The 12,592-nt window shown below is 68.6% G+C and carries 11 protein-coding genes; 4 read left to right on the forward strand and 7 right to left on the reverse strand.

Going from position 1 to position 12,592, the window contains the following annotated elements; genetic code table 11:
* Positions 1-27 precede the first annotated feature (27 nt).
* The 5 genes from ABE424_RS03735 to ABE424_RS03755 form a co-directional block, all read right to left on the reverse strand.
* On the reverse strand, positions 28-222 hold the full coding sequence (locus ABE424_RS03735) for a hypothetical protein (protein WP_176989748.1): 195 nt from the start codon (positions 220-222) through the stop codon (positions 28-30).
* 67 nt (positions 223-289) lie between these two features.
* Positions 290-2,056, reverse strand: coding sequence for an ABC transporter transmembrane domain-containing protein (locus tag ABE424_RS03740; protein WP_346490872.1), 1,767 nt, complete (start codon positions 2,054-2,056; stop codon positions 290-292).
* On the reverse strand, positions 2,049-2,657 hold the full coding sequence (locus ABE424_RS03745) for a YigZ family protein (protein ID WP_346477956.1): 609 nt from the start codon (positions 2,655-2,657) through the stop codon (positions 2,049-2,051). Before ABE424_RS03745 ends, ABE424_RS03740 begins: the two co-directional genes overlap by 8 nt.
* Before the next feature lie 44 nt (positions 2,658-2,701).
* Positions 2,702-3,631 (reverse strand): hypothetical protein, encoded by a 930-nt coding sequence (locus ABE424_RS03750; protein WP_346490873.1) that lies wholly within the window; start codon positions 3,629-3,631, stop codon positions 2,702-2,704.
* Positions 3,628-4,182, reverse strand: coding sequence for an RNA polymerase sigma factor (locus tag ABE424_RS03755; RefSeq protein ID WP_346490968.1), 555 nt, complete (start codon positions 4,180-4,182; stop codon positions 3,628-3,630). Before ABE424_RS03755 ends, ABE424_RS03750 begins: the two co-directional genes overlap by 4 nt.
* A 203-nt stretch (positions 4,183-4,385) precedes the next feature.
* On the opposite strand from ABE424_RS03755, the gene ABE424_RS03760 reads away from it, so the two are divergent.
* Positions 4,386-7,235 carry an EAL domain-containing protein gene (locus tag ABE424_RS03760; protein WP_346490874.1) on the forward strand — a complete coding sequence of 950 codons (2,850 nt, stop codon included), beginning with the start codon at positions 4,386-4,388 and terminating at the stop codon, positions 7,233-7,235.
* Between the two features lie 21 nt (positions 7,236-7,256).
* Here the strand turns inward: ABE424_RS03760 and ABE424_RS03765 are convergent, their stop codons facing one another.
* A complete protein-coding gene (locus ABE424_RS03765; RefSeq protein WP_179459160.1) occupies positions 7,257-7,850 on the reverse strand; it encodes a TIGR00730 family Rossman fold protein in 594 nt (197 codons plus the stop codon).
* A 237-nt stretch (positions 7,851-8,087) separates the two neighbouring features.
* Entirely contained in the window at positions 8,088-9,584 is a 1,497-nt protein-coding gene (locus ABE424_RS03770) for an aminotransferase class III-fold pyridoxal phosphate-dependent enzyme (RefSeq protein WP_346490875.1), read from the reverse strand.
* A 211-nt stretch (positions 9,585-9,795) separates the two neighbouring features.
* On the opposite strand from ABE424_RS03770, the gene queA reads away from it, so the two are divergent.
* The 3 genes from queA (at position 9,796) to yajC (ending at position 12,560) form a co-directional block, all read left to right on the forward strand.
* Complete coding sequence (queA, locus tag ABE424_RS03775; protein WP_346490876.1) at positions 9,796-10,863, forward strand: tRNA preQ1(34) S-adenosylmethionine ribosyltransferase-isomerase QueA; 1,068 nt, start codon at positions 9,796-9,798, stop codon at positions 10,861-10,863.
* Positions 10,864-10,929: 66 nt separating this feature from the next.
* Entirely contained in the window at positions 10,930-12,060 is a 1,131-nt protein-coding gene (gene tgt, locus ABE424_RS03780; RefSeq protein ID WP_176989755.1) for a tRNA guanosine(34) transglycosylase Tgt, read from the forward strand.
* A gap of 155 nt (positions 12,061-12,215) precedes the next feature.
* Positions 12,216-12,560, forward strand: coding sequence for a preprotein translocase subunit YajC (gene yajC / locus ABE424_RS03785; protein ID WP_019183141.1), 345 nt, complete (start codon positions 12,216-12,218; stop codon positions 12,558-12,560).
* Positions 12,561-12,592: the final 32 nt, after the last annotated feature.

The following is a 12,592-nucleotide window of genomic DNA, read 5'->3' on the forward strand; positions in this document are numbered from 1 at the left end:
ACATCCGCGTAACTTTTTTTCAACGCCTCAAGTGACGAGGGTGAGCTCGCCGCCCGCCGTGCGGAACTCGCGGCCGTCGCGGATCAGATGGCGGCCATCGGCCAGCTCGTAGCGCGCACTCTGGCCGTTGCCCGCAGAAGCGTCGGGCTGCTCATCCTTGAACTCGATGATGACGTAATCGTCGCCGTTGGCGTCGGTGGCGGGGAACTGTCGAAACGACATGAAACACCTCCTGCAGCGCATCCAGTGAGGGCTGCAGGATGCGATGCCCGGTGTTACCGGCCCGTCATCAATCGATGAATTGCAGGCGTGCCAGTTCGGCGTAGAGGCCGCCCTCGGCCAGCAGCTCGGCATGCGTGCCCTGGGCGACGATGCGGCCGTGGTCCATGACCACGATGCGGTCGGCCTTGAGCACGGTGGCCAGGCGGTGCGCGATCACCAGCGTGGTGCGGCCGGCCATCAAACGCTCCAGGGCCTGCTGTACGGCGCGCTCGCTCTGGGCATCCAAGGCGCTGGTGGCTTCGTCGAGCAGCAGGATGGGTGCGTCCTTGAGCAGGGCGCGGGCAATCGCGATGCGCTGCTGCTGGCCACCGGAGAGGCGCGCACCGCGCTCGCCCAGCTCGCTGGCATAGCCTTCGGGCAGGGCCTGCAGGAACTCATCGGCCTCGGCGGCTTCTGCCGCGCGCTGCACCTCTTCATCGGTCGCTTCGAGGCGACCGTAGCGGATGTTCTCGAACGCGCTGCTCGCGAACAACGTGGGCTGCTGCGGCACCAGTGCCAGCTGCTCGCGCAGCTGCGCCGGATCGACCTCGCGCAGGTCCACGCCGTCGACCAGGATGCGGCCGGCCGCGGGATCGTGGAAACGCAGCAGCATCGACAGGATGGTGCTCTTGCCGGCACCGGACGGCCCGACCAGCGCGACGGTCTCGCCCGGGCGCACGTGCAGGTCCACATGGTCCAGCGCGGCGGTATCCGGGCGCTGCGGGTAATGGAACACCACATTCTCGAAGCGGATTTCGCCACGCAGCGGCTGCGGCAACGGGGTCGGATGGGCGGGGGCGGTGATCTCCACGTCCTCCTGCAGCAGCTCGGCGATCCGGCCCATGCCACCCGACGCGCGCTGCATTTCATTCCAGACTTCGGCCAGGGCACCGACCGAGCCGCCGCCGATCAGCGCATACAGCACGAACTGGCCCAGCGTACCGGCGCTCATGTTGCCGTCGATCACCTCGTGCGCGCCCAGCCACAGCACGCCGACGATGGCGCCGAACACCAGCACGATGGCGCTGGCGGTGACGATCGACTGCGCGCGGATGCGGCGACGCGCGGCACCGATGGCATCGCCGAGGGCGGCGTTGAAGCGGCCGCGCTCATACGGCTCACGCGCGTGGGCCTGCACGGTACGCACTGCGCCCAGGGTTTCCGACGCCAGGCTGTTGGCGTCGGCGATGCGGTCCTGGCTGGCGCGTGCGATGTTGCGCAGGCGACGGGCGCCGATGATGATCGGCAGCACCGCCAGCGGAATGCCGACCAGCGACCACGCCGCGAGGTGCGGGCTGGTGACGAACAGCATCACCAGGCTGCCGATCACGGTGACGGTGCTGCGCAGCGCCACCGACATGGTCGAGCCGATCACGCTGCGCAGCAGTTCGCTGTCGGCGGTCAGGCGCGAGACCAGCTCGCCGCTGCGGCTGCGGTCATGGAAGCCGGCGCCCAGCGTGATCAGGTGCGCGTACAGGCGGCTGCGCAGATCGGCGACCACCTTTTCCCCCAGCAGGGAGACGAAGAAGAAGCGCGCGGCAGTGGCCAGGGCCAGCACCACCGCGACCAGGAACAGCAGTGCGAAGGCCTTGTTGATCTGGCCACCACTGGTGAAGCCGTGGTCGATCATCTGGCGGACCGCGACCGGCAGGCTCAGGGTGGCGACCGAGGAGATCGCCAGGGCCACCAGCCAGGCACTGAACAGCCCGACATGCCGGCGTACGAACGGCCACAGGGTGTTCAAGCTGCCCAGGCGGCGCATCGGCGTGTCGTGCGGAGCGGGTGCGTCAGTCATTCGATGGGCCTGGTTCGGTGCGGGATTCAATGCGGACACGATCACGAGTGGCGTCGCGGAGGCGATTTTTCAACGGCTCGACCTGATCGGCCGGCAAGCGCAGGTGCAGGTTCACGCCGTCGGCGGTGAATGCTTCGTCCACTTTCTCGGCCAGATGCATGCCCAGGGCGGCGTGCAGCGGGCCCAGATCCTCGAAGCCGGCGTGCACGTCCAGCTCGGCCATGGCGATCAGCGGCAGCCGCGGCGCGACCCGCAGGCATTCGGCGGCGGTGCCGCCATAGGCGCGTACCAGGCCGCCCGCGCCCAGCTTGATGCCGCCATACCAGCGGGTCACCACCACCATCACCCGATCGAAGCCCTGGCCATCGATCGCGGCCAGGATCGGACGGCCGGCGGTGCCGGAGGGCTCGCCGTCATCGCTGGAGCGGTATTCGTTGCCGTAGCGGTAGGCCCAGCAGTTGTGGGTGGCATCCACGACGGCAACCTGCTGCAGGAACTCCAGCGCGGCGGCCGCATGCGGGATCGGCGCGGCATGGGCGATGAAGCGGCTGTGCTTGATCTCCAGGCTGTGGCTGACGGGGGTGGCGAGCGTATCGGGCATTCCCCTCATTCTAGTGGGGATGCCCGGTCACCGTACGCGCAGCATCAGTTCTCGAGCAGCTGGCGCAGATCGCGCGGGATCCGCACTTCCGGGTAGTGCTGCAGATAGCGCTCGAGGCTGGCGCGGGCGGTGTCCACATCACCGGCGTCGCGGCGTTCGCGGATGCGCTTGAGCCACTGCTTGCGGGGCAGGCCGGCATCGGCGGCAACGGCCTGGTGCAGTGCACGCACGGCATCGTCTGCCGAGACAGGTGCGGCCATCGGCGCGGCGGCGCGACGCATCACGCCGGGAGCACCCGGGGCGGGTTTGGCCGGCGCCGAGCGCTCGATCGTCGAGCCGGTCACCGCGACGGCGTCCAGCGCCGGTTCGCCTGCATCCATGGCATAGGACGCCGCTGCTTCGGGTGCGGGGGCGGACATCATCGGTGCCGGTGCCGGTGCCGGTGCCGGCGGCGCAGGTGCGGCAATGGGTTCGGGGCGCGGCGCAGACACGGCGCGCGCACGCGCGGGCGCAGCGGTCGTACTGGCCGGTGCCGGCGCCTCTACTGCCGCCTTCGCCGCGCGCTGCTGCGGGACGGGCGGTGGTGCAGCGACCGGGGCCGGCAGCGGCGCGGCGTCCATCGCCGGTGCAGCCTCCGTCACGGCGGCGCTCGATGCGGGTGCGGCGACCGGTTCGGCCATTGGAGGCGCGGGCGGGGCGTCGGGCTTGAGCTGCCAGGCGATGCCGACGGCGAAGATCACCGAGGCGGCCAGCCCGAACACCGCCGGCAGCCGCGAGCGCGGGCGCCGCGAACGTGCCGGGGCATCTGGTGGCAGCTTCCAGGTGGCCGCGTCCGCGGCCGGTGCTTCCACCGCGGTACGCGCGGCGGCCAGCACGGCCTCGTCGATCGACGGCGCCGGGCCGGTCGCGCTTGGCCGACCCAGCAGCCGGGCCAGCTCGCGTTCCTCGGGCGTCAGCGGATCCTGGCGATTCATCCGCTCAACCCCGCACGCAGTTTGTCCATGGCATAGCGCAGCCGTGACTTGACCGTCTCACGGCCCACACCGGTGATCTCGGCAATCTCTTCCAGACTCAGTTCCTGTTCCAGGCGCAGCTGCAGGACTTCGCGCTGTTCCGGCGGCAGCTGCTCCATCGCCAACTGCAGCTGGCGGCGCTGTTCGAAATCGGACAACTGGGTTTCCGGGGTCCGTGCATCGGTGATCGCCGCGACGCGCTCGTCGGCGTCGATCGGTGCCGAGGGACGGTGCCTGGCGGCACGCCAGTGGTCGTTGAGGCGGTTGTGGGCGATCCGGAACAGCCAGGTGGTGAAGGCCGCCTCGGGCTGCCAGCCGGCACGGGCCGCGATCACCCGCTGCCAGACATCCTGGAACATCTCATCGGCCAGCGCGCCATCGCGCAGCTGGCGCAGCAGAAAACTGTACAGGCGGCTGCGATGGCGGCCATACAGCGTCTCGAATGCACGCAGGTCGCCGCCGGCCCAGGCCAGCATCAGTGCTTCGTCGGTCGGCAGGGCGAGGGCATCCACGGCGCACAGAGTAAGCGCTGCGGGGGTGTTCGCATAGTCGATGGCGTGCCGGGTGGCGGAACGGGCGGGGATGGCGATGACCTGGGGCATGGCAGTAACAACGTCCCGCGGTGCCGGGAGGGGTTACGGCTCTTCCACTACCCCCCGGTTCGCGCGTTATGCTCGCAGGACAGGGGAGGTGCCGGGCAGCCGGCACCCGAGAGATGAGCGACGTGTCCAGCCAGATGGTGACCTCTTCAGTGCAACGGGACGGTGATGCGGTGATCCCTGCCGCAGTCGCCACGGCGTTGTGCGCCCTGTTGCCGGCCGGAGCGGCGGTCGCGCTGGCCTGGTCGGATCCGGTGCTCGGCGAGGGCAGCCAGGGCCAGCCGGAGGGCAGCGCCACGGCGATGCAGGGCGGGCCGCCATGGCAGCAGCGCTGGACCCACGACGGTGCCGGGTTGAGCGTGAGCGTGACGCTGGCCGCCGGCCCGCCGCCGGACAGCTGGTGGACGGCCGCGCGCCTGCTGGTGCAGAGCACCTTGTCGCTGGCCCGGCAGCGCCGCGAGATCGCCTCGCTGGAGGAATCCAAACGCCTGCAGCAGGCGTTGTACGAGATCGCCGATCTGGCCGGGGCGGATCTGGAAATGGCCGAGATGCTGCGCCACTTCCACCGCGTGCTCAATTCGCTGATGTACGCGCAGAACTGTTTCATCGTCGAGTACGACGACATCCGGCACCGGGTGCGGTTCCTGTACTTCGCCGACCAGAAAGACGACTTCGTCGCCGACCCGGACCGCAGCTACGAAGAACACGAAATGCCGCGCAGCCTGACCTTCGCGCTGCTGCGGCACGGCCAGCCGCTGAGCGGACCCTCGCGCGAGCTGCTGGCCATCCTCGATGACGAGCACGATCCGCAGCGCGGGCCGGAAAGCCTGGACTGGCTCGGCGTCCCGATGCTGCGCGATGGGCGCGTGTGCGGCGCGATCGTGGTCCAGAGCTACGAACATCGCGCGCGCTATGACGAGGCCGACCGCACCCTGCTGGGCTATGTCGCCCAGCATATTCTCACCGCGATGGACCGGCGCCAGGCGCAGGTGCAGCTGGAACGCCAGGTCGAGCGCCGCACGGTGGAGCTGCAGCGCGCCAACCGCAACCTGCAGGAGGAGGTGGTCGAGCGCCGCCGCGCCGAGAAACTGCAGCTGGCCCTGTTCAACATCGCCGAACTGGCGATGAGCGCCGAGTCGCTGTCGCAGTACTACGGCCAGGTGCATGGCGTCGTCGGCACGCTGCTGGACGCACGCAATTTCTACATCGCGCTGGTCAACGAAAAGGGCGACGGGCTGGAGTTCGTGTACTCGGTGGACGAGTACAACCCTTCGCGCGCGCCGCGTCCCTTCAGCGAAGGACTGACCGAGTTCATCGTGCGCAACCGGCAACCGCTGCTGGCGACCCGCGAGCGCATCGATGCGCTGCGCGACAGCGGCGTGGTCCGTGAGTTCGGCGCCCGGTCGAACTGCTGGCTCGGGGTGCCGCTGCTGAGCGATGACGATGTGGTCGGCGTGATCGTGGTGCAGAGCTATTCGCCGGAGGTGGTGTTCACCGTCCACGACCAGCGCCTGCTCACCTTCGTCGCGCAGAACATCGGCAACGGCCTGTCCCGCCAGCGCGACCAGGAGCGGCTGCGCAATGCGCATGCCGATCTGGAAAAGCGCGTGGATGAGCGCACCCGCGAGCTGGCCGACGTCAACGACAAACTGCTCGGCCAGATCGGCGAACGCCTGCGCGCCGAACAGCGCCTGACCCACCAGGCCATGCACGACGCGCTGACCGGCCTACCCAACCGCCTGCACCTGCTGGATCGGCTGGAAGATGCGATCGCGCGTGCGCGCGGCAGCGAAGGGCAGGGCTTTGCGGTGCTGTTCCTGGACCTGGACCGGTTCAAGCTGGTCAACGACAGCATCGGCCATGCCGCCGGCGACCAGATGCTGGTGGAGGTGGCCAAACGCATCGTCTCGATGATTTCCGCACAGGACGTGGTCGCCCGGCTCGGGGGCGACGAGTTCGCGATCCTGCTCCAGTGTGGCGATGGCCTGGCCTCGGCGCTGGAGTTCTCGCAGCGCATGCTGGTGGCGCTGGAGGAATCGATGTGGGTGAAGGGGCGCGAGCTGTTCCCATCCGGCAGCCTGGGCATCGCCATGTGGAATCCGCGTTACCGCAACGGCGAAGAGCTGGTGCGCGATGCGGATGCGGCGATGTACCGGGCCAAGGCGCAGGGCAATGACCGCTGCGCGGTGTTCGATGAGGCGATGCGCGAGCAGGCGCTGCGCAGCCTGGATCTGGAAGCGGACCTGCGCCGGGCCATCATCAACCGGGATTTCGTGCCGTTCTATCAGCCGATCATGCGGCTCAGCGACGGCGAGCTGGTCGGCCACGAGGCCCTGCTGCGCTGGCAGCACGAGCGTCGCGGGCTGCTGCTGCCCAGTGCGTTCCTGGACTTGGGCGAGGAGAGCGGCCTGATCGAGCAGGTGGACTGGCTGCTGTACGAGCAGGTGATCACCCAGCTCGCGCGCGGCGGCCGCGGCTATCTGTCGGTGAACGTGTCGCCGCGACACTTCCGCTCGGCCGACTTCAGCACCCGCCTGTTCGGGCTGATCGAAGCGGCCGGCGCCGATCCGCATCGGTTGCGGCTGGAAATCACCGAAGTGGCGCTGCTCGATGATGGCCCGCGTACGCTGCGCATCCTGCAGACCCTGCGCGACCGCGGCGTGCTGGTGCAGCTGGATGATTTCGGCACCGGATTCTCGGCGCTGTCCTACCTGCACCGGTTCCCGATCTCGACGCTGAAGATCGATCAATCGTTCATTGCCGGCCTGCACGGGCAGGACATGCAGAGCACGCACGCGCTGGTGCAGGGCGTGCTGTCGCTGGCGCGCACGCTGGGCATCGAAACCGTGGGCGAGGGCATCGAGACCCAAGCCCAGCATGACACGCTGCTGCAGCTGGGCTGCGATTACGGCCAGGGCTATCTGCTCGGCCGGCCGGCCCCGATGGCAGCCACCGCGACGGCCTGAACCGTCGCGGCAATGCCCGGATCAACGCAGCGCGTTGGCCCGCTTCTCATCGATCCACTTGGACGCCTGCGCCGGCTCGTAGGCGCGCATCCAGGCGAGCATGTCGTCGATGTCCGAGCCGTACCACAGGTCCGCGCGCTGGGCCGGGTGCAGGAAGCGCTCTTCGACCATGCGATCGATCATGCCGATCAGCGGGGCGTAGAAGCCGTCCACATCCAGGAACGCGCACGGCTTGTTGCCGATCCCCAGCTGGCGCCAGGTCAGCATCTCGAAGATTTCTTCCATGGTGCCGAAGCCGCCGGGCAGGGCCACGAACGCATCGGAGAGGTCGAACATGCGCGACTTGCGCTCGTGCATCGAACCGACGATTTCCAGCTCGGTCAGGCCGCGGTGGGCCACTTCCCAGTCCGCCAGCTGCTGCGGGATCACGCCGGTGACTTCACCGCCGCCTTCCAGCACGGCATTGGCCACGGTGCCCATCAGGCCGACGTTGCCGCCGCCGTAGACGAGGCGCAGGCCGTCCCGGGCGATGCGGTCACCCAGCGCGATGGCGCGCTCGGTGTAGACCGGCTTGCTGCCGGGGTTGGAACCACAGTAAACGCAAATCGACTTCATTGGATCTTCCTGTTGTTCGTATCTGTAGCAACCGGAAACGAAAAAGCCCCGCCGATGACCGGTGCGCTGGTCTCGTGACGGGGTGTCGTTCCGCAGGTGCGGTGCCGGATTATCGCGTGTTTCGGGCGCGGGGGCCAATCGCCCACCGGGATAGAGCCGACCGTTGGTCGGCTGCCTTTTCTCCTCCCGTCGGTCGGCTACCCACCGTGCGGGCTCACACCCGCACGGCCGCCGAACTCAGGCCGCCTGCGACTGCTCCTTGCGCGGGCCTTCCTTCAGGGCGCGGCCGACCAAGCCGACCAGCAGGTCCAGCTCCTCGCCATCCATCCCGAAGTGCGGGGTGAAGCGCAGCGAGTTCTCGCCCCCATGGATGACGTTGATGCCGTGGTTGCGCAGCCATTCCTCGGTGGAACCGGTGCCGTAGCACTTGAACTGCGGGGCCAGTTCGCAGGAGAACAGCAGGCCGGTGCCCTGCACCTTGGTGATCAGCCCGCCCAGCTCGGTCTTCAGCTGCTCCAGCTTGCGCACCGCTTCGGCACCGCGCACGCGGATGTTCTCGCGCACTTGCGGCGTCAGCAGCGACAGCGTGGCGCAGGCCACGTCCAGCGCCCGCGGGTTGGAGGTCATCGTGTTGCCGTAGATGCCCTTGCGGTACAGCTGCGCGGCATGCCCGGTCACGGCCAGCACCGAGAGCGGGAACTGGGCGGCGTTGAGCGCCTTGGAATACGTCTCCATGTCCGGCACGTCCAGGCCTTCGAAGCCCGGGTAATCCACGATCGAGAGCACGCCGTGCGCGCGCAGGCCGGCCTGGATCGAATCCAGCAGCAGGAGGCTACCGTGCTGGCGGGTCAGCTCGCGGGCCAGCGCATAGAACGACGGCGGCACCGAACGGCCCGGATCGCCTTCGCCCATCACCGGCTCCAGGAACACGGCCTCGATGAACCAGTGGTTCTGCTCGGCCTCGGCGAACACGCGCTTGAGCGCCTCTTCGTCATACGGCGCGATCGCGATGACCGTGTCCTCGCCCCGGTAGCTGGCCAGGTGCTGCATGTAGGTCTTGCGGCTGGAGTCGGAATACAGGCCCGGACGGTCGGTGCGGCCGTGGAAACTGCCCTTGACCACCACGCGCTTGATCTTCGCACCGGCGTGGCGGGCGCCCGGGTCGGTCTGCAGCTTGGCGTTGACGTCGGCGATGCGGGCGGCGAGGCCGACCGCTTCGGAGCCGGAATTCAGGCACATGAAGTGGCTGTACGGGCAGCCGCCGCGCCGGTGACCAATCTCCTTGCGCAGGGCCTGGATGAAGCGCTGCTGGGACAGGCTGGGGGTCATCACATTGGCCATCACCTGCGGGGCGGCCATCGCCTCCATCACCGCCTCGGGGGTGTGGCCGAAGCCGAGCATGCCGTAGCCGCCGGCGTCGTACAGCACCGCACCCTTCAGGGTGACGACCCACGCGCCACGGGCGGCGAGGGCGACATACGGGGTGACCGCATCATCGGCATAGAAATTGACGAACCCCTCCTGCATCGCATCGATCTGGGCGCGCTCGTCCAGGGCCAGCAGGTCGCCCAGATCGGCGCGCACACGCTCGAATTCAGCGGCGGCGGCATCGATGGCGGCGACCAGGGCGGGGTGGCCGGCGGCCAGGCGTTCGAGGGTGGCGTCATCCAGGCCGGTGGTGAGGCGGGTGCCGGGCTGGGCGCGGAGCGGGGCGAGACGTTCGATGAAGCTCATTGCAGATCTCCTGAAACGATGGCGGCACGGCGGAAAAGCAAAACGCGCGTCTATTCGCGCGCGCTTCGGGCATTCCTGCTCGTGCATCAGACTTCCGGCTCGATGCTAGCACGCGGTTTTTCGCGCGATAACCCCGTCAAAAACTGTTGCAGAGCAGCATTTTGCGCGACGTTCGCCCAAAGCTGCGTTGCCACCGAGGGCCAGTCGTACAATGGCCGACATTGCCTACACGTTGCCGTGCGCTCCCTTGAAGAAGTCCGATTTCAACTACGACCTGCCGCCCGAACTGATCGCCCAGGCCCCGCTCGCCGAGCGCTCGGCCAGCCGCCTGATGGTGGTGCCGCCGGCGCCGGCCCCCTTCGAGCACCGCCAGGTGCGCGACCTGCCGCAGCTGCTGCGTGCGGGCGACCTGCTGGTGTTCAACGATACCCGCGTGATCCCGGCCCGCCTGTTCGGCCAGAAGGCCAGCGGCGGCCGCGTCGAGATCCTGATCGAGCGCCTGCTCGGCGGGCAGCAGGCGCGCGCCCAGGTCGGCGCCAGCAAGTCGCCCAAGCCGGGCAGCCGCATCGCCCTGGATGCCGGTGGCGAGGCCGAGGTGCTGGGCCGCGATGGCGAGTTCTATGTGCTGCAGTTCCATGTGCCCGAGGCGCTGGAACAGTGGCTGCTGCACGCCGGCCGGCTGCCGTTGCCGCCTTACATCCAGCGCGAGCCGGGCGTGGACGACCGCGAGCGCTACCAGACGGTGTTCGCCCGCGAGATCGGCGCGGTGGCCGCCCCGACCGCCGGCCTGCACTTCGATGAGGCCCTGCTGGCCACCTTGAAGGACACCGGCGTCGACTTCGGCCATGTGACCCTGCACGTGGGCGCGGGCACGTTCCAGCCGGTCCGCGTGGACGACCTGAAGGAACACGTGATGCACCGCGAGTGGCTGAACGTCGGCGCCGAGCTGGTCCAGCAGGTGCGCCGCACGCGCGCCGCCGGCGGCCGGGTGATCGGGGTCGGCACCACCGTGGTGCGGGCGCTGGAAAGCGCCATGCGCGAGGGCGAGCTGCTGCCGTACGCCGGGGAAACCCAGATCTTCATCACCCCGGGCTACCGGATCCGCAGCGTGGACGCGATGGTGACCAACTTCCACCTGCCGGAGAGCACCCTGCTGATGATGATCTCGGCGTTTGCCGGCCAGGCCCGGGTGTTCGAGGCCTACCAGGCCGCGATCGAGGAGAAGTACCGGTTCTTCAGCTACGGCGATGCGATGCTGCTGTTCCCGCAGGGGGAATGAGGCTGGCGGGGCAGGCGCGGCCGTTTTCGGCGACAATGGCAGACTATTTGCCCGAATGACCGCTCCATGTCCCGACTCCAGTTCCAGCTCCAGACCACCGACGGTCGCGCCCGCCGCGGCCGCCTGACCTTCCCGCGCGGGACCGTGGAAACCCCGGCCTTCATGCCGGTGGGCACCTATGGCTCGGTGAAGGGCATCCTGCCGGAGCAGATCCGCGCGCTGGGTGCGGAGATCATCCTCGGCAACACCTTCCATCTGTACCTGCGCCCGGGCCTGGACGTGATCGCCGACCACGGTGGCCTGCACGGCTTCGCGCGCTGGAACGGCCCGATCCTGACCGACTCCGGTGGCTTCCAGGTGTTCTCGCTGGCGCACCGCCGCAAGATCACCGAGCAGGGCGTGACCTTCTCCTCGCCGACCGACGGCGCCCGCGTGTTCCTGGGCCCGGAAGAGAGCATGCGCATCCAGAAGGTGCTCGACTCGGACGTGGTGATGATCTTCGACGAGTGCACCCCGTACCCGGCCACCGAGCCGGTCGCGCGCACCTCGATGGAGCTGAGCCTGCGCTGGGCCCAGCGCAGCCGCAACGCGCACGATGAGCTGGGCAACGACGCGGCGCTGTTCGGCATCGTCCAGGGCGGTGTCCATCACGACCTGCGCAGCCGCTCGGCCGAGGGCCTGCAGCAGATCGGCTTCGACGGCTATGCCATCGGCGGCCTGGCCGTCGGCGAGCCCGAGCACGAGCGCAACGCCATGCTCGACCACATGCATCCGATCCTGCCGGCCGACCGCCCGCGCTACCTGATGGGCGTGGGCCGCCCGGAAGATCTGGTCGAAGGCGTCGCCCGCGGGGTGGACATGTTCGACTGCGTGATGCCGACCCGCAACGCCCGCAACGGCCACTATTTCACCTCGTTCGGCACGGTGCGCATCCGCAACGCCCGCTACGAGCGCGACATGGACACCATCGAGCCCGGCTGCGGCTGCCATGCCTGCACCAGCGGTTACACGCGCTCGTACCTGCGCCACCTGGACCGCTGCAACGAGATGCTGGCGCCCATGCTGGGCACCATCCACAACCTCTATTACTACGAGAAGTTGATGGCCGACATGCGCGAGGCGATCGCGGCGGGAACCTTTACCGCCTTCCGCGAGTCTTTCTACGCGGCCCGTGGTGCGGTCACGCCCGCGCTGTAAAGTGACCCCGGCCGGCCGCTCCGGCGCGCCGACCCTGCCAAACGGCCCAAGGACGAACTCCCGGGGCCATGGCATACTTCGAGGCTGACCCCCGTTTCGCGGCGACTCCCTGACCCTCAAAGGGGGCAGGGCGCCTCCCAACCCAAGGACACACTATGAACCTGCTCGCCTTCCTGATTCCCACCGCCAACGCCCAGGCCGCCGGTGGCCAGCCGCAGGGCATGGGTCTGACCACCCTGCTGTTCCCGATCATCCTGATCGCGATCATGTACTTCCTGATGATCCGCCCGCAGATGAAGCGCCAGAAGGAACACAAGGCCATGCTGGAGAAGGTCAAGCGCGGTGACGAAGTGCTGACCAACGGCGGCATCGCCGGCGTGGTCACCGACATCGGCGACAACTTCATCACCATCGAAGTGGCCGAGAACGTGCGCATCCGCGTGCAGAAGGGCGCCGTGGGCAATGTGCTGCCGACCGGCACGCTGAAGTCGGCCAACTGATCCACTCCCTTTCCGTTCAACCGCGGTGCCGG

The sequence above is a fragment of the Stenotrophomonas sp. TWI1149 genome (genome assembly GCF_039673155.1).
Taxonomy (GTDB): Bacteria; Pseudomonadota; Gammaproteobacteria; order Xanthomonadales; family Xanthomonadaceae; genus Stenotrophomonas; species Stenotrophomonas maltophilia_AA.